Below are 24609 nucleotides of genomic sequence, written 5' to 3' on the forward strand. Positions count from 1 at the left end.
TGGCGAGCACAACGCTGTCCCCCGACCGCAGTGCTACCGCTCTGCGGGACCTGCGGGACCTGCGGCGCTGAGGGCCGCGTCCGTCCGCTGCCCGAGCGCTCCGACGAGCGTGGTGACGTACGTGCGGGTGAGGTGCTGCGAGTCGCGGTAGACGAGGACGTTGCCGATCACCGCGGGGCAGGCCCCCTGCACGCAGAACGACGAGGTCATGTCCGTCACGACCGCCCCGGGTGTCGCCCGTGCTGCGGCGACGAGCCGGTCTGCCGCAGCGAACGCCCGCCCGGTGCTGATCCGACAGGACCCCGGGTCGGCGCGGTGTTCGTCGACGCAGTGCTGCACGCCGCTGCCGACGGCCGGGGTGTCCGTGATGGCGACGATCCTCGCTCCGCGGTCGATGAGGGGCTGCCAGGAGGCTCGGTACCCGTCCCGCGCGCTCCTCGCCGGGTCCGTCCCCTCGGGGGCACCCCGGAGGTCGGCTCGGGCGGACGTGAACACGAGCGTGTACGGCGCTGCGGCCGCGAGGGACCGGTCGACGGCGCGGTTCCAGGCACCGCAGCGTCGCTCGTCGGCGGCGGAGACGTCACTCCAGCGGACGTGGGAGAACGCGCACCCGCCCTTCACCATGAGGTGCAGCTCCCATCCGCGCTGCTCGGCGAGGGCGATGAGTGCGGAGGACCACTGGTGTGCGTGGGAGTCGCCGATGAGCGCGACCCGGGTGCCACCGCGGACGCCGACGACGCAGCTTCGGGCGTCGGTCGCCTCGGCCTGACAGTCGTCCCACGTGGGGTCGACGTCGTAGGCGGCGGTCACGGTCGACGGGGTGGTCCCGCGTCCGGGCTCCCCGGCGACCGCGCACCCGCTCCCCGGTGCGATGGCGGCGGCGCCCCAGCACCGGTCGCCGTCGGTGCGGAGTTCGGTGGCGAGGGCACGGTCCTCCCGGAGCTGTCCGGTGAGGGCGCCCCACCCGACGGCCGGGACGACGAGGACGAGGGCGGTGGCACCGGCCACGACGGCCAGGGTGACGCGGGGTCGGTGGTGGGCGAGCCTCCCGGTCGTGACGGGTCGTTCGACGAGCACGGTGGTGAGGTGTGCCAGACCCGCGGCGAGGACGACCGTGACGGCGACACGCGACGGCGTGGGCAGGTCGAGGGCCCGTGGGAGCAGCAGGGCGACGGGCCAGTGCCAGAGGTACAGGGGGTACGAGATGCGGCCGAGCCAGCGGACGGACGGGAGGCGCGTGGCTCGGCCGAGCGGGCCGGTTTCGGTCCGGCCGGTGATGACGAGCGCGGTGGCGGCGACGGGCAGGACGGCGGCAGTCCCGGGGTACGCGACGGCGGGGGTGAGGAGGAGGCCGCAGCCGACGAGCCCGAGCCACCCGGTCACGGCGAGGGCCGTCCGCGCACGCGGGCCGGGGACGGCACAGGAGGCGCCATCGGGAGCGAGGGCGAGGATCGCGCCGACGCCGAACTCCCACGCCCGGGTGTGCGGCCAGAAGTAGGCGGGTGCCGGGTCCGTGGTGGTGAGGACGGACGAGCAGGTGAGGGACGCGGCGACGACGACCACGACGGCGACGAGGACGGCGCGCTCGCCCGACCCTGGTCGTCGCACCACCCGCCACACCGCCAGGAGCAGCAGCGGCCACAGGAGGGTGAACTGCTCCTCGACGCCCAGGGACCAGAAGTGCTCGAACGGCGTGGACGGGTCCCCGGCGGCGAGGTAGTCGGTGCTGGACGCGGCGAGCGCCCAGTTCTCGACGGCGAGCGCGCTGGCGGCGAGCTGGGCGCCGAGGGTGGGCCAGTCCTGGCGTGGGGTGAGCACTACGGCGGCGGTCGCGGTGGCGGCGAGGACGAGGAGTGCGGCGGGCGCGAGTCGGCGTGCCCGTCGCGCCCAGAACGCGGGGAGGTCGATGTGTCCGGTGTCGCGGAGCTGGCGGAGGAGCTGTCCGGTGATGAGGAAGCCGGCGACGACGAAGAAGGCGTCGACGCCGACGAACCCGCCGCGGAGCCAGCCGAGGTCGAGGTGGTAGGCGAGCACGAGCACGACGGCCACGGCGCGGAGGGCGTGGACGTCGGTGCGGAAGGGGGCCTGCTGCGTCGGCATCGGGGGCGACGGTAGGGACGCCGGGTGAACGGCAGGGGACGTGGGGCGAGTGCGGGATCCGGACTCGTGGAGTGGCCGCGGTTGACCGGTGCGGCGGACGCGAGGGATCGTGGATCGATGCTCTCCCTCGTCTACATGTCCGTCGCCGCCGACGACCTCACCGACGCCCAGCTCGTCGCGCTGCTGCGTGACGCGCGTCTGAAGAACGACGCCCTCGGTGTCTCGGGGCTACTCGTGGCGAAGGACGGCCGCTTCATGCAGGTCCTGGAGGGGCCGGCTTGGAGTGTCGAGGACCGGTTCGGCGCGATCCAGCGTGACCCGCGGCACCGGGACGTGCGTTCGCTGAGCCGCGAGGACATCGACGCGCGCCGCTTCGACGGCTGGTCGATGGCGTTCGGCAACCCGTCCGAGGCGGAGCTCCGGGACGAGCCGGGGTTCAGTGACTTCCTGCAGCGCCGCGGTGGTCTGCCGGCCGGGCTATCGGGTTCGCCGGCGGAGTGGCTGCTGCGTTGGTTCCGTGGGCGGGAGCTGCGCGACACCCCGCTCGAGTCGGTGTCGGTCGGCCGTCACGCCGCCTGACCGCCCGACCGCCCGGCCGCTTGGCCGCCTGGTCGCTGCGCCGCACACGGAGCACGCACTGTTCACCTGACGTGGTCAGGATGGACGGATGACCGCTCCCCCGACCGGCTCCCTCGCGCGGCGTCTCCGGCTTCGGGACGCCGTCGTGATCGGGCTCGGCTCCATGATCGGCGCGGGCGTGTTCGCGGCGTTCGCCCCCGCGGCGTCCGTCGCCGGCAGCGGTGTGCTCGTCGCGCTGCTGGTCGCGGGCGTGATCGCGTTCTGCAACGCCACCTCGTCGGCGCAGCTCGCGGCGCAGTACCCGACCTCGGGCGGCGCGTACGTCTCCGGCCGGGAGCGCCTCGGACCCTGGGTCGGCTTCACTGCCGGGTGGGGCTTCGTGATCGGCAAGACCGCCAGTTCGGCGGCGATGGCGATGACGGTCGCCGCGTACCTGGTGCCCGAGGCGTGGCAGCGGCCCGTCGCGGTCGCCGTGGTCCTGTCCCTCACCGTGGTCAACACGCTGGGCATCACGCGGACGGCGTTCCTCACCCGGGTCCTCGTCGTGGTCGCCCTCGTCGCCCTGACCGTCGTGGTCGTCCTGGGGCTCACGCACTCCGGGCCGACGGCGGACGACCCGGGCGTCGCCGCGACGCCGCTGGGGGTCCTGCAGGCTGCCGGCTTCCTGTTCTTCGCCTTCGCCGGGTACGCCCGCATCGCGACCCTGGGTGAAGAGGTGGTCGATCCGGCCCGCACGATCCCCCGGGCGATCACCACCGCACTCGGGATCGCGCTCGTCGTCTACGCGTTGGTCGCGTTCGCCACACTGCACGCCCTCGGGCCGGGAGGCACGGCCGCCGCCGCCGCGCCCCTCCGGTCCGTCGTCGCCACCTCCGCGCAGCCGTGGGCCAGCGTGGTCGTGCAGGTCGGTGCCGCCGCTGCTGCCCTCGGGGCGCTCCTGGCGATGATCGCGGGCATCGGGCGGACGAGCCTCGCGATGGCGCGGAACCGGGACCTGCCGGGGTGGTTCGCCGCCGTGCACCCGCGGACGGCGGTGCCGGTGCGTGCCGAGGTCGTGCTCGGTCTGGTCGTGTGCGTCCTCGTCGCCGTGACCGACCTGCGGGGGGCGATCGGGTTCTCGTCCTTCGGGGTGCTGCTCTACTACTTCGTCGCGAACACGGCTGCCCTGACACAGGAGCGGCGGGACCGGCGGTACCCGCGCCTCCTGGCCGTCATCGGTGCCGCTGGATGCGTCGTCCTGGTGGCGGCGTTGCCGTGGCCCTCGATCGTCGGCGGGGTCGTCGTGACCGCGCTCGGCCTCGTCTTCCGGGCCGGGCGTCTCACCGCGCAGCGTCGCCGGCCTCGCTGAGGCTGCGTCAGGGTTCCTGCGATCCCTGGGCGTCCTCCTCGCTGGGGTCCCCGTCGGCGACGAGGGCGTCCTCGTCGGTGCCCGGGTCGTCCTCGGGCATCGCGTCCGAGTCGAAGGACAGGTCGTGCTGCAGACGCTCGGCGGTGACGGGTTCGCCGTCGACCATGGGTGCTCCCTCGTGGCTGTCGCTCATGCGGACAGCCGACTCCCGCGCGCCTGGGAGGCGTCGGAGCCGTGTTCGTGGGGCGTCGCGGACGGCAGTTCGAGGGTGACGACGACCGCGGCGACGAGCAGCGCGGTGACCGGCAGGGAGACCGCGGGCACCGCGACCGAGGCGAGGACCGCCACGGTGAGGACGACCACGACGACGTTCGCGCGGCGGGTCGCCGAGGGTCGGATGGCGAGGGCCCAGATCGAGAGCACGAACACGGCCACCGGCACGGCGACGGTCGCGGCGACGGCGGAGGACGACAGCTCGACGTGGCCGGCGTCGGCGAGGACGGCCACCTCGATCCCCGCCGGCAGCGCCCCGGCCGCGGCGAAGACGAGGTAGTGGCCGTACCCGAACAGCAGCGCGGTCGGGAGGGAGTGGATGTGGTCGTGCTGCTCCCGCGAGAAGTAGATCCACCACATGCCGACCGTGATGACCAGTCCGCAGGCGGCGAGGGTGAGCAGAGACCCCAGGTGGTCGGTGTGCGCCAGGGCGTCGATCACGGCGTTGGCCGACGCGACGAGCCCCTCACCGAGGACGATCAGCGTGAACAAGGAGTACCGCTCGGCCAGGTGCCGGGTGTGCCACCGGGTGTCGGCGGCCCCCAGCTCCGCCCAGACCGGGACGAGCACCTCGCCGAGGACGAGGAACGGCGCCGCGAACGGCCAGAGGCCCTCCGGCAGGGCGAGCGAGACGATCCAGAGCACCTGGACGACGACGATCCCCACCGCGTAGCGGACCGCGGTGCGGCGGTAGCGGGTCGAGGACACGGCGGCGCGGATCCACTGCCCGACGAGCGCCAGCCGCATCAGCACGTAGCCGATGATCCCGATGGTGAAGTCGTCCTCCACCATGGCCGCGTGCACACCGGCCGCCAGGACCAGGACCCCGGCCATCTGGACGACCGTCGTCACCCGGTAGAGCCAGTCGTCGGTGTCGAACGAGGTGGCGAACCAGGTGAAGTTCATCCACGCCCACCAGATCGAGAAGAACACCAGGCCGTACGACAGCACCGCCGAGGTGAGGCGCCCCTCGGCCTCGATCTCGTGCAGGTTCGTCGCCGCCAGCCCCACCGCGACGACGAACACCAGGTCGAACAGCAGTTCCAGCGGAGTCGCCGTCCGGTGCCGTTGCGCTGGGTCGCGCGGCCCCATCCGCCGTAGTCCGATCGTCCTCATCCGGTGTCTCCCTCGGCCGTTCTCGCTCAGCGCTTCTCGCGCAGGTAGGTCAGCACCGCTCGCACACGCCGGTTCGTGTCCTCCGGCGGCAGGTCGAGCTTGGTGAACACGTTGCCGACGTGCTTCGCGACCGCGGCGTCGGACAGGTGCAGGGTGGCGGCGATGTCGGCGTTCGAGGCGCCCTCGGCCATGTGCTCCAGCACAGTGGTCTCGCGCCGCGTCAGCCGGGCCAGCGGGCTGTCCGTCGCCTGACTGCGCGTGAGGTGCCGCACGACCTCGGGGTCGACGACCACACCGCCGTCGGCGACCGTCTCGAGCGCCCGGAGGAACGCGGGGACCTTGCCGACACGGTCCTTCAACAGGTAGCCGACGCCGCCCCGGCCGTCGTCGAGCAGCTCGCGGACGTACGCGCCGGCGACGTACTGGGACAGCACGACGACGGGCAGGCCGTCGTGTCGCTCCCGCAGGACGACAGCCGCCCGGAGGCCGTCGTCGGTCCCGGTGGGCGGCATCCGCACGTCGGTGAGGACGACGTCGGGCGTGGCACCGTCCGCGACCAGGGCATCCACCTCGTCGACGAGTCGACGTGCGTCCGCCGCGACACCGACCACCGTGTGGCCGGCGCGTTCCAGCAGGCTCACGAGTCCCTCCCGGAGCAGGACGGCGTCCTCTGCCACGAAGACCTTCACGAGCACCACCCGACCACGTCGGGGACGGCGTCGCGTTCGTCGTCGTGCAGCGGGGCGGTGAACCGGAGCACCGTCGGACCGCCGGCCGGACTCAAGACGTCCAGCGAGCCTCCCAGGACGACCGCGCGTTCCCGGAGTCCGTCGAGACCGCCGCCCGGTACGGGCCGCGCCCCGCCCACCCCGTCGTCCTCGACCCGCAGCCAGAACCGGGCGTCGGTCTCCCCCGCCGCCACCGACACCGATCGCGCACCGGCGTGCTTCACCGCGTTCGTCAGCGCTTCACTGACGACGAAGTAGGCGGCCGTCTCCAGCCGCGCCGAGGGCCGGACGGGCAGGTCCACGGACGCCCGCACCGGCAGCGGCGAGCGCGAGGCGAGTTCGGCGACGGCCGCGCCCAGCCCGTGGTCGACGAGGACGCGCGGGTGGATGCCGCGGATACTCGCACGCAGGGACCCGACCGCGCCGTCGACGCGGACACCGATCCGCTCGAGCGCGCTGCGGACGGCGCGGAGGTCGCCGCCGTCCCGCTCGGCCGCGGCGAGTTCGACGTCGAGGAGTCCGACGTCCATCGCGAGCGCGACGAGCTGCTGCTGAGCGCCGTCGTGCAGGTCCCGCTCGATGCGTCGGCGTTCCGCGTCGAAGCCGTCGAGCAGGGCCCGGCGCGAGAACGTGAGTTCCTCGACCCGGTGTTCGAGTTCCTCGTCGCGCCCGGACAGCAGGGCCCGGGCCACCCGGACGTGGACGGCCGCAACCGCCGACCCCCCCGTACAGGGCGAGCACGAACACGACGAGCGACCCGGCGAGGAGCACGGGCGCGCCGAGGTGGAACCCGGCCAGCCAGCTGCGGATGACGTCGTCGGCGGGCGGCCGGGTGCCGGTGGCCGCGCCGACCGCCACCGCGGCGGTGAGGAGCACGAGCACCACGAGCGCGAAGCTCATGGCCGCGAACGCGACGAAGACCACGAGGAAGGTCGATTCCGACCACACGAGCGGGTCACGCAGGCGCGCTCGGACGCCCGGCCGGCGACTCGGACCGGCGGAGCGGGGGTCGCGGATCGGCGGCAGGCCGAGGACGACCGGGTGCCACCGTTCGAACCGGGCGACCACCGCGCCCCAGAACGGCGCGACGAACCAGGTCGCGACGACCGGAGCCGCGAGGACCAGCCCCAGGACCGCGGTCAGCGTGACGGAGAGCAGGGACCGCCACGGCGTCGCCGACAGCAGGAACGTCCACGGAGCGGCGGCCAGGCTCGGTGGGTCGGTCCGGTCGGGGGTCGTCACCCGCTCACGGTAGAGCGCGCAGGCCGCGACCACCACACCGGGCGACCCGCCGACGGGCGCGTCGCCCGAGGGATACGTCGTGCGACGGATGCCCCGGCCGGGAGGACCGTCCAGCGTTGTCGAGAGCGGCCGGGACCCGGCCGTCCCCCAACGAACCGCAGGAGCACGACCATGGTCACCACCCCCGTCCAGACCCTCGGCATCATCGGAGCCGGCAACGTCGGCGCCCAGATCGCACGACGAGCCGTGCAGATCGGCCTGGACGTCGTCCTGGCGAACTCGCGCGGCCCGGAGACGCTCGAGGAACTCATCGCCGAGCTCGCGCCCTCGGCCGGAGCCGCCACCGTCGCGGATACAGCACGAGCCGGCGACGTGGTGGTCGTCGCGATCCCGATCTCCGGCTACCGGGACCTGCCTGCCGAGGCGTTCGTGGGCAAGACCGTCATCGACACGGGCAACTACTACCCCGAGTACTCCGGCCGCGTCGACGAACTCGAGCAGCCCTCGGCCCCGACCACGTCGGAGCTGCTCCAGCACTTCCTGCCCGGGGCGACGGTCGTGAAGGCACTCAACAACCTGGGCTCCGCCGACGTGACGACCGACGGCTCCCCCGCCGGCACCCCGGCCCGGCGGAGCCTGGCGATCGCCGGCGACGACGCCGACGCGAAGGCGACGGTCACGTCGCTGCTCGACCGGTTCGGCTTCGACGTCGTCGACGCGGGGCCGCTCAGCGAGGGCTGGCGCTCCGAGCGCGACCAGCCGGCGTACGGCGTCCGCCTCGACCGCGCGGGCATGGAAGCGGCGCTCGCCGCGGCCCAGCGCCGGTCGGCGGTGGCCGATGTCTGAGGCGGTCCGCACACCGTTCACGGCAGATGCGACGGCCGCGGACGTACTCGCCGGCCTCGACCTGCACGGGAAGCACTACGTGGTCACCGGCGGAGGCTCCGGCATCGGCGCGGAGACCGTGCTGGCCCTCGCCGCTGCCGGAGCGGACGTCACCGTCGGTGTCCGGGATCCGGCGGGTGCCCGGGCCCGGCTGGAGCGGGACCCGACTCCCGGTGCCGGTCGCGTCGACGCGCGTCCGCTCGACCTCGCCGACCTCCGCTCGGTCCGCCGGTTCACCGACGGCTGGGAGGGTCCGGTCGACGGCGTCGTGGCGAACGCCGGAGTCATGGCGCTGCCGACACGACAGCTCTCGTCCGTCGGGTGGGAGATGCAGCTCGCCACCAACCACCTCGGGCACTTCGCACTCCTCCTCGGACTCCGTGCGCACCTGGCCGCCGCCGACGGGGCCCGGGTGGTGACGGTCAGTTCGACCGCGCACCTCCGGTCGCCGTTCCACTTCGAGGACCCGTTCTTCGCGAACCGCCCGTACGACCGGTGGGCGGCGTACGCACAGTCGAAGACGGCTGACGTGCTGCTCGCCGTGGGTGTGGCGGACCGATGGGCCGACGCGGGCGTCACCGCCAACTCCCTGATGCCGGGCTGGATCACGACCGGGCTGCAGCGACACCTCGACGACGCGACCCTCCGTGCGATGGGCGCCTTGGACGACGACGGCAACCGGATCGAGCAGTCCTTCTTCAAGACGCCGGCGCAGGGCGCGGCGACGTCGACGCTGCTCGTCGCGTCCCCGCTGGTCGCCGGCGTGACCGCCCGGTACTTCGAGGACGGCCAGGAGGCTCCGGTCGTCGACGACGGGACCGGTCACGACCGCGGGGTGGCGCGGTACGCACTCGACCCGGAGAACGCAGACCGGCTGTGGGAGCTGAGTGCCGGATACGTCAGCTGACGGATGCCCGTCCCGCGGGCCTCCTGCCAGCGTTGTCACGCACCACCCCGCAGACCCCTGGAGGAGCACACCATGCCCGGAAACCCGAAGAACATCGCCCTCGAACCCGCCGCACAGGAGTTCGTCGACGCGACGTCCACCCCGCCGTTCCTCAACGAGCTGCCGCCGGCCGAGGGCCGCAAGGCCGTCGACGGCGTGCAGGACAGCCCGATCTTCAAGCCCGACGTCGACGAGGAGTGGCACGAGATCCCCGGCGGGCCCACCGGCACCGTGCGGATCCGGCTCGTGAAGCCCGCCGGGACGACCGCGAACCTGCCCGTCATCCTCTACGTGCACGGCGCCGGCTGGGTGTTCGGCGACGCGCACACCCACGACCGCCTGGTACGGGACCTGGCGATCGGCTCGAACGCCGCCGTGGTGTTCCCCGAGTACGACCGCTCCCCCGAGGTCGGCTACCCGGTCGCGCTCGAGCAGTCGTACGCAGCCGCCAAGTGGGTCGTCGAGGAAGGGCGCGACAAGGGGCTCGACGCTTCCCGCTTCGCGGTCTCCGGCGACTCGGTCGGTGGCAACATGGCGATCGCCCTGGCGCTCCTCGCCGCCGAGCGCGGGGACGTCGAGTTCGTCAAGCTCGTCGCCTTCTACCCGGTGACGAACGCTGCGTTCGACACCGGTTCCTACGAGGAGTTCGCCGACGGCTACTTCCTCACCCGGGCCGGCATGCAGTGGTACTGGGACCAGTACACGACGGACGAGGGCGAGCGTGCCCTGCCGACCGTGTCGCCGCTGCGCGCGCCGCTCGAGGTGCTCGCGACGCTGCCGGAGACGCTCGTCATCACCGGCGAGGCCGACGTCCTCCGCGACGAGGGCGAGGCGTTCGCGGCACGGCTCCGCGAAGCCGGTGTGAAGGCGACCAACGTGCGCTTCGGTGGCATCGTGCACGACTTCGTGATGGTGAACTCGATGCACGACACCGAGGCCGCGAAGCACGCCCTCATGCTCGCCACCGCGTCACTGCGCGCCGCCCTCGCCTGAACCGGACGACGGGACGGGGCCGACCCGGACGCCCCGTCCCGTCCCGTCCCGACCCGCACGGAGGAGCACCATGGACGAGACCCTGACGACCCTCATCGACCGCGAGCAGATCCGCACCCTGCTCGCCACCTACGCCCGCGGTGCCGACCGTCGGGACGCACAGCTCGAGGCCTCGGTGTTCACCGAGGACGGCGTCGTCGTCCTGTTCCAGGGCGACCCGTCGACCACCGAGCCCGTGGACACCATCCGCGGGCGTGACCGGCTCGCCGGGACCTTCGCCGACCTGATCGAGCAGTACGACGTGACGACGTACCTCAACGGCCAGTCGACGATCCGGTTCACGGGCGCCGACTCCGCCGAGGGTGAGACGTACTGCGTCGCCTTCCACGTCCTCCAGGACGACGGAGCACGCACGCTCCTGACGATGTCGATCCGCTACCTGGACCAGTTCGTCCGGGTCGACGGGACGTGGGCGATCGCCCGCCGGCACCTCGTGTTCGACTGGACCGACCGGTCCCCGTCGCACCCCTGACCACCCACCGACCAGCACCCACGGAGAACCCCATGTCGCAACCCCTCGAGTCCCTGATGCACGCCAACCTGTTCGAGGTCTTCGGCGAACGCGACCCCGAACGCCGCCGGGCAGCGATCGAGCGCACCTACGCCGCCGACGTCACCTTCCTCGACCCCGACGAGGTCGTCACCGGCCACGACGCCCTGCACGCGAAGGCGCAGCGGCTGCTCGACGAAGCCCCGGGGTTCGTCTTCGCACCGGCCGGCCCCGTGTACGAGAACCACGGCATGGGCTACCTGGCCTGGCACTTCGGACCGGAAGGGCAGGAGCCCGTGGTGTCCGGCATGGACATCTGCTTCGTCGAGGGCGACACGATCGCGAGGGTCTACACGCTCCTGACGAGCGCGCCGCCCGCCTGAGCGACGACCCACCCGCGACGCTCGGGCGCCCTGCGATGATGGTGGGCGCCCGAGCGTCGGGCGACGGGAGGTGACGGACGATGGCAGCGCAGGCCGAGGTGCCCCCGGAGTCGCCCTACGCGTTCCTCACCGCCGAGCAGACGCGGGTCTGGTACGCGTGGATGAAGCTGCAGCTGCGGATGCGCTACGAGATGAACCGGCAGCTGCGCGCCGACAGCGACATCTCACTGGCCGACTACGACGTCCTCGTCGCCCTGACCAGCGAGCCCGGCGGCGAGATGACGATGTCCGCCCTCGCGACCCGCATCGGGTGGGAGCGCAGTCGCGCGTCGCACCACACGAAGCGTCTGGCCGAGCGGGGGCTGGTGGACCTCCGCCGTTGGGAGCGCGACCGACGCAGCACCGCCGTGGCGCTGACCGACGACGGGTGGGGCACCCTCCGCGAGGCCACGCCCCGGCACACCGAACTCGTCCGGGCGATGTTCTTCAGCGGACTCGGCGATGCCGAACTCCCCGCGTTCGCCGGGGTCCTCGAGCGGGTCTACGAGACCGTCATCGACCACGGCACCCTGCCACGCCCGGAGGACCACCCGTAGCGACGCGCCGCCCCCGCGGCCGGCTTGCCCGTCGCCCGCGCACCCCGTACTTTGTGTGAAAGATCACGCAATAGACCAGGGAGCACCGCGCATGGCTGCTGACGGAGTCGGGACGAGCCTCCCGTCCGCACCCGGTGCTGCCACCGCACGGGCACTGCCCGCAGGACCGCCCGTCCTGTTCGGCCGCTCCGAGGAACTCGCCGTCCTGACCGGACTCGTGGACGCCGCCCGGAGCGACGCCGCAGACAGCAACGGCGACCGACAGGGCGGCGCCGCCGTCCTGGTCGAGGGCGAAGCCGGCATCGGCAAGACCGCCCTGGTGACCGCCGTGGAACAGCACGCCCGGCAGGCCGGCTTCCGGGTCCTCCGGTGCACCGGGTTGCAAGGGTCGAACACGGTCGGCTTCGACGGCCTCCACGAGCTGCTCCACCCGCTGCTGCCGTACGTCGCAGCGTTGCCCGACCGGCAACGCACGGCCCTGCTCACCGCGTTCGCCGTGGAGGAGGGACCCGTCCCCGACCGCCTCCTGGTGAGCACGGCCGCACTCGGACTGCTCGAGGAAGCCGCGTCCCGCCGGCCGGTGCTCGTCCTCGCCGAGGACATGCAGTGGACCGACCGGTCGAGCGCCGAGGTGCTCGACTTCATCGGCCTCAGGCTGTCGAACGCGCCGATCGTCGTCATCGCGACGGCCAGGACCGGGCACGACGTCCACGTCACCCTGCCGTGCTCGTTCCCCCGGTTCGACCTCGGTCCGCTCGAAGCCGACGCCGCCGAGACGCTCCTCGCCACGCTCGCCGACACCCTCCCTCGGCCACTCTCCGACACGGCGCGCCGGCGGATCCTCACCGAGGCAGGGGGGAACCCACTCGCCCTCCACGAACTCCCTGCCGCGCTCGCCGCCACCGGGGTCGCGGGCACGTCGCTCTCCTCGCGCCTGCCGACCACGCGTCGCCTCGAGCAGGCGTTCCTCGACCAGCTGTCCGCCGTGCCCGTCGCCAGCCGCGCGTTCCTCGTCCTCGCGGCGGTCGCCGACGACGCTGCCCTGCAGGACGTGATGGCGGCCGCACGGACGATGGACCTCGGCCTCGACGACCTGGAACCGCTGGAGGTCCGAGGGCTGCTCCGCACCGACTTCGCGTCCCTGCACTTCCGGCACCCGCTCCTCCGGTCTGCGGTGATCGGCAACGCCTCCGCTGCGGAACTCGCCGCCGCCCACCGGGCGCTCGCATCGGTCGCGCGCGACGAGACCCGTGCTGCCTGGCACCGCGCCTCGGCGACGTTCGAACGGGACGAGACCATCGCCGCGGACCTCGAGGCCGTTGCCCGCCGGGCCGAACAGCGGGGCGCCCGACCGGAGGCCGTCCGGGCGTACGAGCGCGCCGCCACCCTCTCCCAGGGCGTGGTGGGGCGGGCCCGCCGCCTCGGGCGCGCCGCCGAGACCGCGCGAGCCGCCGGCATGACGAGCGAGGCGATCGAGCTCCTCGCGCAGGTCGACTCCCTGGCCGGCGACGCCCAGACCGTCACCGAGACCGCCGTCACCCGGACGGTGCTCAGCCTGACGACGGGCTCCGTGGGCGCACCGCCATTCGAGATGGACCGGGTCCGATCGGTCCTCGCCGGTCCCGAGCACGCCGACCGCCTCGTCGAGGTGCTGTGGGCCGCCGCGCTGGTCGTACGCGGCCGGAACCGCCCCCGGGCCGAGTGGCACGCGCTCGAGTCGGAGCTCCGAACGATCCCGTCCACGAGCCCGCTGAAGCCCGTGGCACTCGCGCTGCTGACCCCACTCGGTGCCGCCCCCGCCGCCCGGGCGAACCTCCCCCACCTCGTACCGCAACTCGTCGCCTCACCACTCGGCATGGCGTCGCTCGCCATCGCGGCCGAGTCGCTGCAGGACCTCGAGACCGCGCTGACCTGCTGGGAGCTGGCCTACGAACGGGCCCACGAACTCGGCGCCGTCGCCGACGAGACCCAGGCGCTCCGCGGACGGGCGACCATCCTGCTGCTCCGCGGCCGGGTGCGGGACGCCGTCGCCGACGCCGAGTACGCCGCGCGCATGGCCGGAGACAGCCAGATCCCCCTCGTCGCGGGGATCGCCCACGGCACCCTCGCCCGCGCCTACGCCCTGCTCGGAGACGTCGAGGCCGCCCGGCGCGCGATCCGTGACAGCTCGTCCCGGTCCACGGGCGGGCGACTCGCCCTCTCCAGCGCCGACGCACGATGGGCCGCCGGACTCATCGCCCTCGGCCAGCACCGCTACCGGGACGCCCTCGTCGAGTTCACCCACATGGCCGTGCACCCGACACGGGCGCTCTGGGCCATCGCCGACCGCACCGAGGCAGCCGTGCACGGCGGACGCCCCGAGACGGTGGCCGAGGACCTGGCAGAGGCCGAGTCCGTCGCGAGCGGTTTCCACTCCGCGCACCTGACGTCCCTGGTGCTCCGGAGCCGCGCGCTCCTCGCCTCGGCCGACGAGGCCGAACACTACTGGTCACGGGCCATCGAGGCCGGCCAACTCAGCGAGTCCCCGATCGAACTCGCCCGCACCCGCCTGCTCTTCGGCGAATGGCTCCGACGGGAACGCCGCGTCGTCGAGGCGCGCGAACACCTCCGGGACGCGCTCGGCGAGTTCGACGCCGCCGGCACCCCCGTTTTCGCCGCCCGCGCCGCCGCCGAACTCCGCGCCGCCGGCGAGGTCCCACTCCGCGACACCACCGAGCGCCCGACGGCGAGCAACCCGCTGACGCCGCAGGAACTGCAGATCGCCCGGCTCGCCGCCGACGGCATGTCGAACCGCGAGATCGCGGACCGCATCTACCTCTCGCACCGCACCGTCAGCACCCACCTCTACAAGCTGTTCCCGAAGCTCGGGGTGACGAGCCGCACCGGACTCACCGAGGCGCTCGCCGCGAACGGCTACGCCGACTGACGGTCCGCCGACGCGGCACCGGCCCGCCGACGCCCTGAGCCTCCAGGCAGCGGCTCGGCGGACCCCGACGGCCGGGAGGCACGGGGTTACGTCACGCAACGGATGCGCCCGTCGCAGGGCGGCTGGGACGCTCCTCCTGACGGTTCCCGACCAGGAGCCGCCGCCGCGTGGACGGTCGTTCCGCGTGGCGCTGGTGCCGCGGCCGAGTGGTCCGGCCGACGACCGCCGGGAGGCACTGTGCCCGACCCCTCCGAGGACGTCGTCGCGCTCGCCGGGCCTCGACCGTGCTCGGACCGCGGGGCACCCTCACCACCGGCATCGCCGCGGCAGCGGTGCTCGCGACCGCGCACGGCGTGTACCAGGAGCGGCGGTACGCCCGTGTGCTGGTTCTGCTCCAGCGCGACGCGGGCGCCGTCGTGCCCTGACGACGGCCCCTCGCCGCACCATCCCACTGCCGACGCCCTGCCGTGGTGGAGCCTGCTCCACCACGGACCTCCTGCCCACGCCAGTGACCCGCCGCCCCGAACGAGATGGACTGACGCCATGACCGAACCACTCCTGCACGCCCAGGACCTGACCAAGTCCTTCGCCGGCCCGGAACAGTCCCGGGTCCCGGTGCTCCGCGGCGTGACACTGTCCGTCCTGCCGGGCGAGTTCGTCGCGATCGTCGGACCGAGCGGATCCGGCAAGTCGACCCTGCTCTACTGTCTGTCCGCACTGGAGCCCTACGACAGCGGCTCGGTGTCCATCGCCGGTCAGCGGCTCGAGTCGCTCCGTCCGAAGCAGCTGCAGGCACTGCGCCGCTCGACGGTCGGCTTCGTGTTCCAGTCCTTCAACCTCATCCCGTCGCTGACGGCACGGCAGAACATCGCGCTTCCCGCCAGCCTGGCGCACCGGCCGGTCTCGGCGACGGACGTCGACGCGGCCCTGGCAGCGGTGGGCCTGGCGGACCGGGGCGACCACCGCCCGGGCAGTCTGTCGGGCGGCCAGCAGCAGCGGGTCGCGATCGCCCGCGTCCTGGCGTCCGAGCCGGACGTCGTCTTCGCGGACGAACCGACCGGCGCCCTCGACACCACCGCCGGGGACGCTGTCCTCGGTCTGCTCCGTCAGGTCGCCGCCGGTGAGCGAGCGGTCGTGATGGTCACGCACGACCTGGAGGCCGCGGCCCGGGCCGACCGCGTCCTCGTCCTCCGCGACGGCACCATCCACCGCGAACTCGTCCGGCCGGACGCCGCCGAGGTCCTCCAGGCGCTCACCGCGGCCGCGCAGGAGACCTGAGATGCTCCGACTCGTCCTCAGCGACCTCCGGTACAACGTCGGCATCTGGATCGGCGCACTCGTCGTGAGCGCGGCGACGGCTGCTGCTGCTGCCGTCGCCGCCGGGATGCTCGAGACCGGCTTCGTCCTCGTGCAGGGTGGCGGCGAGCGTGATCTCCTCCGGGCCGGCGGACTCGCGACGCTCGCCTCACTCGTCGTGGTGCTGACGGTGGTCGCCGTGACCGCGGTCCTCGGCAGCGTGACCCGTCTGACGATCGACCTGCAGCGCCGTGGGTACGCCCTCTGGCAGCTTGTCGGTGTGCCGTCCGGCACCGTGACCCTGGTCGTCCGTCTGCAGCTCGGCGTCGTCGCGCTCGTCGGCAGCACGATCGGGTGCCTCGTCGCGGCCCCGTTCGTGCCGGTCTTCCTGCACTACGGGCTCTCCGCCTCGGACGGGCTCCGGAGCCTCGACGAGCGCTTCAGCCCGGTCAGCGGTGTCGCGGTCGTGGTGGCCGTCACCGCCGTGGTGGTCCTCAGCAGCCTCCGGGCCTCCCGGCTGGCCGGCCTGGTCCGTCCGATCGAGGTGCTCCGCGAACCGGAAGCCGCCCGACGCCGCAAGGGATGGCGGCGCTGGGCCGCCGGCATCGTGGCGCTGGGCCTCGCGACGCTGATGACGCTCGGCCTCGCCGCCAGCGGCGTCCGGGCGGGAGCACAGGTCCTGCTGGTCGGACCGCTCGTCACCGCGGCCTTCGTCGCCATCGGTCCGACGGTGTTCCCGTCCGTCCTCCGGGCGTGGACCGCCGTGGTGCCAGCGCACCGCTCGGCCTCGTGGTTCCTCGCTCGGAACGCGGCCGGTTTCGCCGTCGGCCGGAGCAGTGCGACGGTCAGCGCGCTCGTCATGACGATCGCCCTGCCCGGGAGCATCACCGCCGGTTTCGCGACCCTCGGCGATGCGGTCGAACGCACGACCGGCAGGTCGCTGGGCGGTATCGACACGCAGAGCTTCCTGCTCATGCTCGGTGGGCCGCTGCTCGTCTCGCTGTTCGGCGCGGCCGCCACGGTCCTGATGGCGGGACGGACGCGGGAGCAGGAGGCCGCACTCGTCGAGGCCGCCGGCGGTTCCCGCGGGATCGTGCTCGCCCGCGCTGCCTGGGAGTCCGTGATCCTCGTCGGCACGGCGGTCATCGTCGCCGCGGCCGTCCTCGTCGTGACCAGCGTCGGTCAGGCTCTCGCCCTCGGCGTGACGACACCGGGCACGCTCCCGCACCTGGGCCTGTCGGCCGCGCTCCCGGCTGCGCTCGTCAGTGCCGTGCTCATGGTCGCCGCCGGCACACTCCCCCTGGTCACCGGCGCCCGACGCAGCATCCCGCTCGTCCTCGCCGCTGACTGACCCCGTTCCCCGCTCCCGATCCCCTCCCCAGGAAGAACCATGCGCATCCTCTTCTCCGCTGTCCCGGCCCTCGGGCACCTCCTGCCCCTCGTCCCCCTCGCCCGTGCGGCACAGACCGCCGGACACGACGTCGCCCTGCTCACCAGCGAAGGCATGCGCGACGCGCTGTCGGTCGAGCTGCCGACGGTCCCCGTGCTGGCAGCCGGCCCGATGCCCGGCGAGCTCTTCGCCGAGGTGGGCCGCCGCATCCCCGGGAGCGACCCCGCGAACCGGCCGGAACCCGCGGCCGTGGCGGAGTTCTTCGCCGGCACCCGCGTCGACCTGACCATCGACGACGCCGTGCGGGTCGCGACCGACTGGGCACCCGACGTCATCGTCGCGGACGCCGTCGACCTGGTGGGGCCCCTCGTCGCGGCGCAGCTCGGCGTGCCGTACGCGGTCGTCGCCTTCGGGCCCGAGGTCCCGGAGGTGTTCCGGCAACCGATGACGGATCTGGTGCTACCACGCTACGAACGGCGAGGACTGCTCCCCGCACCGCCCGTCGCGCTCCTCGACCCCACCCCGGTGACACTGCAGGCCCCCGGCTGGACGCCCTCGCCGATCACCATCCCCTTCCGGTCCGAGCCGCACAGCCGTCCCGAGCCGCACAGCGGTCCCGGAGCGGCCGCAGCACCGGTCCTGTTCCCTGTCGCCGACCGGCGGCCTCGCGTCCTGGTGACGCTCGGCACCGTCTTCGGCGATGCCGCTCTGCTGCGGGCGATCCTCGACGGCTTCCACCCCGACGAGGTGGACGTCGTGGCCACCGTCGGCGTGATCGGCGAGCCCCTGGCGGACACCGAGCACGTGCGCTTCGTGCCGTTCCGCCCGATGCGCGACCTGTTGGACGGCGTCGACCTCGTCGTCAGCGCCGCCGGGGCCGGCACCGTGCTCGCCGCGGCGACTGTGGGCATCCCGATGGTGCTGCTCCCGCAGGGTGCGGACCAGTTCATCAACGCCGCCCGGGCAGCGGCAGCCGGGACGGCGGTGGTCGTCGACGAGCCCGGAGCAGTGGGGCCGGCCGTGCACCGGATGCTGGCCGGACGAGACCACTTCGACGCGGCCCGTCGGCTGAGCGCCGAGACGCGGCAGCGCCCGAGCGCGGCAGAGGCGGTCAGAGCACTGGTGGACCGGGTCCTGCAGGCCGAGACGCCGCACCAGGCCGGCCCCGGGCATCTGACCGACTCCGGGCACCAGGGTGCGGAGCGCGCCGGGGCCTGAGCGTGCCTCCCGTCAGCTGGCGGGGTGGGACACCGCCTGCGTGAAGCGCTGCGCGAGCTCGTCGTCGTGGTCGCCCAGACGCATCCCGAGGAGCGTGTTGATGAGCATCCCCTTCGCCAGGAACGCCTCGGCGGCGGCCAGGGACAGCCCGGCGTCGTCGACGAGGAAGCGGAGGATCCGGGTGAAGCCGTCCCGCGCCACCGGCCCGATCACCGGGTCGGCGCCGAGCATGTACGCCTGCATCACGATGAGGTGCACGCCGTCCTCGGTGGCGAGGGTCCGGTAGGCCTCACCCAGGCGTGCCGTGGCCGTCCGCTGTGGTCCGTCGTGGAGGGCTGCGCGGAAGGTGTCGAGCACGGCCTCCAGGCACCCGTCGATGACGGCGAGGAACAGGTTCTCCTTCGAGCCGAACATCCGGACCACGTAGGGCTGGCTGATCCCGGCGGCCTGCGCGATCCGTTCCGTGGTGGCGCCGTGGTAGCCCTCGCGGGCGAACACCGCGGCCGCCGCGGCGAGTGTCGCCTCACGCCGCTGGCTGCCCGCCATGCGTTCCGCCGTCTTCGGGAGGGAACCCCTTGCTGTCGTCATGTCACGAGGGTATCATCCGATGCCATGAGTAATGAATCGATTACTAACCGGATGACACCGCCCGCTCCACATCCGCCGCTCCGCCGGGTCCTCCCGGTCCTGATCACCCAGGTGATCGTCGCGATGACCGTCGCCGGCGCGTTCGCGGGGCTCTACATCGGGCTCCAGAAGTCGCCCGTCCCGCACCACCTCCCCGTCGCCGTGGCGAACGCACAACTGGCCCGTGCCGCCACCACCGCGCTCGGTGACTCGGCCGACGTGCGCAGCGTCAGGACAACCACCGCGGCCGAGGAGCTCGTGCGTTCCCACGACGTCGTCGCCGCGCTCGTCCCGGAAGCCGACGGGTCGACGCTGTACACCGCCGGTGCGAACGGACGGAGCGCCACCGCCGCCGCGACGACGATGCTCAGCCGGGTCGCACAGGCCGGCGGCAGCGACATCGTCCGCACGCAGGACCTCGTCCCGCTGTCCACCAGCGACTCGCAGGGGATCGCCGGGTTCTACCTGGTGTTCGGCACCACGCTCGCGGCATTCATCCTGGCGCAGGTCATGAACGCCCTCGCCGCCCTCGCCCGGCTCCGGGTCCGCATCGTCGTGACCGTGGTGGGGAGTGTCGCCGCGGCGATCGTCGTGGCGGTGATCGCCGGTCCGGTCGACGGCGCCGTCCCGGCAGCGACCGGAGCCGTGATCGCGGTGCTGTCGCTCCTCGCGGTCGCGGTGTCACTGTCCACGCTCGCGATCACGTCGATCGTCGGACCGATGGGCGTCGTCCTCTCCACCCTGCTGTTCACCACCCTCGGCAACGCGACCAGCGGCGCGACGATCAGCAACCACCTGCTGCCGCCGGTGCTCACCGCTGTCGGCGGGGCACTCCCCCCGGGGGCCGCGTTCGGAGCCGTCACGGCGACCAGCTACTTCGACGGCGCCGGTGCGGCGGGTGCGCTGGTCACGCTCGTCGTGTGGATCCTCGTCGCGTCCGTCGCCCTGTTCGTCGCGCACCGTGTCCGGAGCGCAGTTCGCGCACCGGTGCCGGTCAGCGAGCCGTCCACCCTCCGTCGATCGGCAGCGCGGTCCCGGTGACGAGCGATGCCCCCTCGCCGGCCAGGAACGTCACCGCCGCGGCGACCTCCTCCGGCTGCCCGATCCGGTGGAGTGCCGCGATGCGCTCGACCGTGTCGGTCCGGAACGCCGCGTCGGACAGGGCGGGAGCGGTGCCGTCCGTCTCGATGAAGGTCGGCGCCACCGCGTTCACCCGGATCCCGTACTGGCCCCACTCGACCGCCAGGCACTTGGTCAGGTGGATCACGGCGGCCTTGCTCAGGCAGTAGACCGACTCCCCCGGCAGGGCGACGAGGCCGGCCTGCGAGGCGACGTTCACGATCGATCCACCGCCGGCCGTCCGCATGTGCCGGGCGACGTACTGCGAGACGAAGAACGTCGACTTCGTCGTGAGCGCCCACACCGTGTCGAAGTGCTCCTCGGTGACGTCGAGCGCGTCCTCGACGATGCCACCGCCGGCGTTGTTCACGAGCACGTCGATGGTCCCGAGCTCCGTGACGACGGCGTCCACGGCGGCCCGACAGGAGGGCAGGTCGGTGACGTCCATCGCCACCACCGCCGCACGCCGGCCGATCGCGCGGATCTCGTCGGCGAGGCCGGCCGCTGCCTCGGGATCGCGGACACCGAGCGCGACATCGGCCCCGTGCGCGGCCAGGTCGAGTGCGACGGCGCGACCGATGCCGCGGGACGCCGCGGTCACCAGGGCGACGGATCCGGTCAGGGTGGTGGGCTGCATGGGGTGTCCTTCACGGGTCGGGCCGCCGGTCGTCGTCGGCACGGACGGGAGGCGCGACCAGCGTCGTCGCCGCCACCATCCTCCTGGAGACGGCCCGGGCGTGGAAGGATCCGGTGGTGCAGCAGACGACGCTCGACGACCTCCTCGACGGTCCCCGGTTCCGGACGCTCTGCCTCGCCGTGGCCGCGGGGCTCGACGAGGGCGTGCACCGGGCCGTCACGGCGCTCCTCGAGCCGATCACCGCGAGCTACGGGTTGCTCGCCGACCTCCGGCCGGAGCAGGACACTGCCGACGCTCTCGCCGTAGTCCTGTCCGATGTCGACGCGACGGAGCTCGCCTCGTGGACCGATCCGATGCGGTTCCTCCCCGTACTGCAGCACTCCGTCGACTCGGCGATGCCGTGGCAGCCGCCGTTCGTCGAGGACGCGATCACGGGCCTCCCGTCCGTGCGGAACGCACTCCGGGCTGTGGCTGAGGCGGTCGTCGCCTCCCCCGCCGCCTCGTGGTGGGGCACGGACGTCGACCGGACGGCGCAGTGGGTGACCCAGCCGGTGCGGAACGGTGTGCCGGAGGTCGTCGCGACCTCGGGGCCGATGGCTGAGGTGCTCGACCGGTGGCGGCGCAACGTCGTTGCCAGTGAAGGACGATCCCGCGTCGCCGGGCCCGTGGTGGACTCCGCTGGTGGCGCTTGGTGGTCGACGCCCCACGAGTTCGGTGACGAGCCCGGCGGAGCAGCGATCCTGCCGTCGTCGACGCGGCGCGTCGACGGCCTCGGCTCGTCCGGGTCGACCCTGGTCGAGGACTCCTTCGGCGACGACGAGGTCCTGCTCCGATCCCTGCATCCACCAGTCGGCGCCCGGGTGTTCGAAGTGCACGGCGCCGCGGACTGGGCACGCCTGGTCGAGCGCTACCCGATGCCGGCGCAGTGGGCACGACGGCGGGTGTGGTGGGAGTCGACCGGGCGCGAGGAGCACTGGTTCCTCCCCGACTACGCGGCCGTCGCGGCGGACCACGACGCCGTGCACGTGTCCGTGCAGGGCTACCTCGCCGCAGCCGGTCGGGCGATCGACGTCGACGGCGGTGCGACGGTGCTCGCGGGCTGGTCACCGGACGAGACGTTCTGGCTGACCGACGACATCGTGATCGAGCCGGATGCGGAGCGGTGGCAGCTGCGCTCCGCCGGGGCCGAGGACGAGGACGACGAGCCGAGGTGGGTTCGCACCTGACGCGGTGGTGACCGACTGCTCGCGGCCTGCTCAGGAACGGGAACGCGCTCGCTGGCGGTCCGCGCGCCGGGCGCGCCACTCGTCGTCCTGACGTTCCTCGGTCGGGCTCTTCTGCGCCGACCCGCGGACCGCCAGCGCGAGCAGCACGATCGTCCCGACCACCCCGATCGGGAACAACAGCATCATGAACACGGCGCCTCCCCCACGTCTCGGGATGACGCTAGTGCTGCGCCGGTGCGTCCGGAAGTCCTCCGCCGAGTGGACGTGTCCACGCGACCTCCCGGCCCGCGGTCAGTTGATCCGGAGCTGCGACACCATCGGGCAGGTGAACGGGTCGCGGGCCGCGAGACCGACGCGGTTCAGGTACGCGACGACGATGCCGTAGGAGCGCAGCAGGGTGGTCTCGGTGTAGGGCACGTCGAGGCTGTCGCAGTGGTCCCGGACCAGGAGCCGTGCCTGCTTGAGGGCGGGGCGGGGCATCGAGGGGAAGAGGTGGTGCTCGACCTGGTAGTTCAGGCCGCCCATCAGGAACGACACCCACCAGCCGCCGCGGATGTTGCGCGAGGTGCGGACCTGGCGGGAGAAGAAGTCGACCTTCGCGTCGTGCGCGATGGTCGGCATGCCCTTGTGGTTCGGGGCGAACGAGGCGCCCATCATCACGCCGAACACGGCCAGCTGCACCCCGAGGAACGCACACGCCATCCCGAACGGCAGGAACCAGAACACGGCGGTCAGGTAGATCGCGAACCGTGCGACGAGCAGGGAACCCTCGATGATCCGGTGCCGTCGGTCGGCGGTGGTGCCGGTGCCGCTCACGACGGCGCGCACGGCGGACCAGTGCAGGTTGATGCCCTCCAGAGTGAGCAGCGGGAAGAACAGCCATCCCTGGAACCGGGTGAACACGCCCTTCAGCCCGGTGACGGGTGCGTCTTCGGGGATGAAGGCGATGACGCCGGGCGCGATGTCCGGGTCCTTGCCGACGGTGTTCGGGTTGCCGTGGTGCCGGGTGTGCTTGTTCATCCACCACGAGTACGACAGCCCGACGAGGAAGGTCCCGACGTACCGGCCGGCCCGGTCGTTCCAACGCTGCGAGGCGAACACCTGACGGTGTGCGGCCTCGTGGGACAAGAAGGCGAACTGCGTGAACAGGACCCCGAGGACGCCGGCGACGATGAGCTGGAACCACGACTCGCCGAGGAACGAGAACGCCACCCACGCGAGGGCGAGCGTCCCGATCAAGGACCCGAACAGCGACCAGTAGAACCCGGTGCGGCGACGGAGCAGGTCGTGCTCCTTCACCTGTGCCAGGACCGCCGAGTACGTCGATGTGCTCGAGCCCCGTCCGCTCGTCGCGGGACGGGTGCGGGTGTAGCCCGACTGGACTGGGGTGGTGGTCAACGAGGGACCGACCTTCCGTCATCGCGGCCCTTCGACCAGCGCAGAGGAGTTCACGCAATCGCGCTTGCGATGACGATATGGGTCGAAGATGCGAATCCACCGCCACCATGCGGAACTCATGGTGAATCGCCGTTGAACGCATCGGCCGTGCTTCGATGTGGGGATGCGACTGCACGCCGAGACAGCCGGGGACGGCGACGAGACGGTGGTGCTCCTCCACGGCATGACAGGCGCGGCGGAGAGCTGGTGGCGCATCACGGACCTCCTGGCCGACCGCGGCCTCCGTGTGGTCGCCCTCGACCTGCCCGGGCACGGACGCTCTCCGCGCAGTCCGACGATGACGGTCCTCGACGCCGCTGCAGCGGTGGCCGGGACACTCGACGTGCTGGGGGTCCGACCGGTCGCCACGCTCGGACACTCGTTCGGTGGCCTCGTGCTCACAGCGGCCGTCGCGACCGGACGGCTCGACGCCGGCGTCACGGTGTGCGTCGACGCCCCGCTCGGGACCCGCGGCGGGTACGACCGGGCCGAGGTGCAGGCCGAGTACGAGGCCGAACGGGACAGCCGGACCGAGGACCGGCTCCGCGCGGAGAAGCCGCACTACGGCGAGCGCGACTGTCAGGTGGAGGCACGGGCAGCCTCCCGGTTCGACCCGGTGACGGCGGCGGCCATCGCCGCGGGACCGGGTGGGACGTGGCCGCCGCGGCCGGGGTCGATCGTCGTCCGCGCGGACCCGAGCCACTTCGTCGACGACGCGACCGCTGCGGCGCTGACGGCGTCCGGTGTGGACGTCCGGAGCATCCCCGGTGCGGCGCACTCCGTCTGGTACAGCCACTTCGACGCCTTCGTGGCGACCCTGCCGGAGGTGTTCGACCGCTGACCTGCGCCGGGGACGGCGTCATGTGACGCAACCCGCGGTCATGTGTCGCAACAGAGCGAGGCCGACGCTGGCGGGGGTCGTACCGTCGCGGCATGAGCGACCCCCTCGACCGCGAGCAGGACACGACCTGGGCGACGGTCCACGAGCAGCAGA

At 72.9% G+C, this 24609-nt stretch carries 25 protein-coding genes; 16 read left to right on the forward strand and 9 right to left on the reverse strand.

The window, feature by feature from the left end; genetic code table 11:
• Positions 1 to 33 precede the first annotated feature (33 nt).
• A complete protein-coding gene (locus DEJ24_RS07055; protein WP_111077902.1) occupies positions 34 to 2100 on the reverse strand; it encodes an acyltransferase family protein in 2067 nt (688 codons plus the stop codon).
• 117 nt (positions 2101 to 2217) lie between these two features.
• Between DEJ24_RS07055 and DEJ24_RS07060 the strand changes: the two genes are divergently transcribed.
• Entirely contained in the window at positions 2218 to 2679 is a 462-nt protein-coding gene (locus tag DEJ24_RS07060; protein ID WP_111077903.1) for a BLUF domain-containing protein, read from the forward strand.
• A gap of 88 nt (positions 2680 to 2767) precedes the next feature.
• Positions 2768 to 4027 carry an APC family permease gene (locus tag DEJ24_RS07065; protein WP_111077904.1) on the forward strand — a complete coding sequence of 420 codons (1260 nt, stop codon included), beginning with the start codon at positions 2768 to 2770 and terminating at the stop codon, positions 4025 to 4027.
• Positions 4028 to 4034: 7 nt separating this feature from the next.
• Here the strand turns inward: DEJ24_RS07065 and DEJ24_RS16565 are convergent, their stop codons facing one another.
• The 4 genes from DEJ24_RS16565 to DEJ24_RS07080 are packed head-to-tail and all read right to left on the reverse strand — an operon-like array spanning position 4035 to position 6836.
• Positions 4035 to 4220, reverse strand: coding sequence for a hypothetical protein (locus DEJ24_RS16565; protein ID WP_146242520.1), 186 nt, complete (start codon positions 4218 to 4220; stop codon positions 4035 to 4037).
• Positions 4217 to 5416 (reverse strand): low temperature requirement protein A, encoded by a 1200-nt coding sequence (locus DEJ24_RS07070; protein WP_111077905.1) that lies wholly within the window; start codon positions 5414 to 5416, stop codon positions 4217 to 4219. Before DEJ24_RS07070 ends, DEJ24_RS16565 begins: the two co-directional genes overlap by 4 nt.
• 26 nt (positions 5417 to 5442) lie before the next feature.
• Positions 5443 to 6105, reverse strand: a complete 663-nt coding sequence (locus DEJ24_RS07075; protein WP_111077942.1) for a response regulator transcription factor — start codon at positions 6103 to 6105, stop codon at positions 5443 to 5445.
• Positions 6102 to 6836 carry a sensor histidine kinase gene (locus DEJ24_RS07080; protein WP_111077906.1) on the reverse strand — a complete coding sequence of 245 codons (735 nt, stop codon included), beginning with the start codon at positions 6834 to 6836 and terminating at the stop codon, positions 6102 to 6104. Before DEJ24_RS07080 ends, DEJ24_RS07075 begins: the two co-directional genes overlap by 4 nt.
• Before the next feature lie 721 nt (positions 6837 to 7557).
• On the opposite strand from DEJ24_RS07080, the gene DEJ24_RS07090 reads away from it, so the two are divergent.
• From DEJ24_RS07090 to DEJ24_RS07135, 11 genes are all read left to right on the forward strand, one after another.
• Positions 7558 to 8232: an NADPH-dependent F420 reductase gene (locus tag DEJ24_RS07090; RefSeq protein ID WP_111077908.1), complete on the forward strand. Its 675-nt coding sequence runs from the start codon at positions 7558 to 7560 to the stop codon at positions 8230 to 8232.
• Entirely contained in the window at positions 8225 to 9178 is a 954-nt protein-coding gene (locus DEJ24_RS07095; protein WP_111077909.1) for an SDR family NAD(P)-dependent oxidoreductase, read from the forward strand. Before DEJ24_RS07090 ends, DEJ24_RS07095 begins: the two co-directional genes overlap by 8 nt.
• Before the next feature lie 72 nt (positions 9179 to 9250).
• Entirely contained in the window at positions 9251 to 10210 is a 960-nt protein-coding gene (locus tag DEJ24_RS07100; RefSeq protein ID WP_111077910.1) for an alpha/beta hydrolase, read from the forward strand.
• A 70-nt stretch (positions 10211 to 10280) separates the two neighbouring features.
• On the forward strand, positions 10281 to 10742 hold the full coding sequence (locus DEJ24_RS07105; RefSeq protein WP_111077911.1) for a nuclear transport factor 2 family protein: 462 nt from the start codon (positions 10281 to 10283) through the stop codon (positions 10740 to 10742).
• Between the two features lie 32 nt (positions 10743 to 10774).
• Positions 10775 to 11143 (forward strand): nuclear transport factor 2 family protein, encoded by a 369-nt coding sequence (locus tag DEJ24_RS07110; RefSeq protein ID WP_258374753.1) that lies wholly within the window; start codon positions 10775 to 10777, stop codon positions 11141 to 11143.
• Positions 11144 to 11223: 80 nt separating this feature from the next.
• Positions 11224 to 11739, forward strand: a complete 516-nt coding sequence (locus DEJ24_RS07115) for a MarR family winged helix-turn-helix transcriptional regulator (protein WP_111077912.1) — start codon at positions 11224 to 11226, stop codon at positions 11737 to 11739.
• Positions 11740 to 11830: 91 nt separating this feature from the next.
• On the forward strand, positions 11831 to 14665 hold the full coding sequence (locus tag DEJ24_RS07120) for a LuxR family transcriptional regulator (RefSeq protein WP_111077913.1): 2835 nt from the start codon (positions 11831 to 11833) through the stop codon (positions 14663 to 14665).
• 284 nt (positions 14666 to 14949) lie between these two features.
• The gene (locus DEJ24_RS16850; RefSeq protein ID WP_181432764.1) at positions 14950 to 15090 is read left to right on the forward strand and encodes a hypothetical protein; all 141 of its coding nucleotides are present in this window, start codon (positions 14950 to 14952) and stop codon (positions 15088 to 15090) included.
• A gap of 118 nt (positions 15091 to 15208) precedes the next feature.
• Complete coding sequence (locus DEJ24_RS07125) at positions 15209 to 15943, forward strand: ABC transporter ATP-binding protein (protein WP_111077914.1); 735 nt, start codon at positions 15209 to 15211, stop codon at positions 15941 to 15943.
• 1 nt (position 15944) lies between these two features.
• The gene (locus DEJ24_RS07130; RefSeq protein ID WP_111077915.1) at positions 15945 to 17312 is read left to right on the forward strand and encodes an FtsX-like permease family protein; all 1368 of its coding nucleotides are present in this window, start codon (positions 15945 to 15947) and stop codon (positions 17310 to 17312) included.
• A gap of 39 nt (positions 17313 to 17351) precedes the next feature.
• Entirely contained in the window at positions 17352 to 18569 is a 1218-nt protein-coding gene (locus tag DEJ24_RS07135) for a glycosyltransferase (RefSeq protein ID WP_111077916.1), read from the forward strand.
• Positions 18570 to 18581: 12 nt separating this feature from the next.
• Here the strand turns inward: DEJ24_RS07135 and DEJ24_RS07140 are convergent, their stop codons facing one another.
• A complete protein-coding gene (locus DEJ24_RS07140; protein WP_111077917.1) occupies positions 18582 to 19157 on the reverse strand; it encodes a TetR/AcrR family transcriptional regulator in 576 nt (191 codons plus the stop codon).
• 24 nt (positions 19158 to 19181) lie between these two features.
• On the opposite strand from DEJ24_RS07140, the gene DEJ24_RS07145 reads away from it, so the two are divergent.
• Positions 19182 to 20237, forward strand: coding sequence for a hypothetical protein (locus DEJ24_RS07145; protein ID WP_146245949.1), 1056 nt, complete (start codon positions 19182 to 19184; stop codon positions 20235 to 20237).
• On the opposite strand, the gene DEJ24_RS07150 is transcribed toward DEJ24_RS07145, so the two are convergent.
• The gene (locus DEJ24_RS07150; protein ID WP_111077919.1) at positions 20191 to 20952 is read right to left on the reverse strand and encodes an SDR family NAD(P)-dependent oxidoreductase; all 762 of its coding nucleotides are present in this window, start codon (positions 20950 to 20952) and stop codon (positions 20191 to 20193) included. The genes DEJ24_RS07145 and DEJ24_RS07150 overlap by 47 nt on opposite strands.
• 116 nt (positions 20953 to 21068) lie before the next feature.
• Between DEJ24_RS07150 and DEJ24_RS07155 the strand changes: the two genes are divergently transcribed.
• Complete coding sequence (locus tag DEJ24_RS07155; RefSeq protein WP_146245950.1) at positions 21069 to 22178, forward strand: hypothetical protein; 1110 nt, start codon at positions 21069 to 21071, stop codon at positions 22176 to 22178.
• 30 nt (positions 22179 to 22208) lie between these two features.
• On the opposite strand, the gene DEJ24_RS16855 is transcribed toward DEJ24_RS07155, so the two are convergent.
• A complete protein-coding gene (locus tag DEJ24_RS16855; protein ID WP_181436553.1) occupies positions 22209 to 22364 on the reverse strand; it encodes a hypothetical protein in 156 nt (51 codons plus the stop codon).
• A 105-nt stretch (positions 22365 to 22469) separates the two neighbouring features.
• On the reverse strand, positions 22470 to 23576 hold the full coding sequence (locus DEJ24_RS07160; RefSeq protein ID WP_375334696.1) for a fatty acid desaturase family protein: 1107 nt from the start codon (positions 23574 to 23576) through the stop codon (positions 22470 to 22472).
• A 163-nt stretch (positions 23577 to 23739) separates the two neighbouring features.
• Here DEJ24_RS07160 and DEJ24_RS07165 point away from each other — a divergent pair, with 163 nt between their 5' ends.
• A complete protein-coding gene (locus DEJ24_RS07165) occupies positions 23740 to 24456 on the forward strand; it encodes an alpha/beta hydrolase family protein (protein ID WP_111077921.1) in 717 nt (238 codons plus the stop codon).
• Positions 24457 to 24609 lie beyond the last annotated feature (153 nt).

This window comes from Curtobacterium sp. MCPF17_001 (assembly GCF_003234615.1).
GTDB lineage: Bacteria > Actinomycetota > Actinomycetes > Actinomycetales > Microbacteriaceae > Curtobacterium.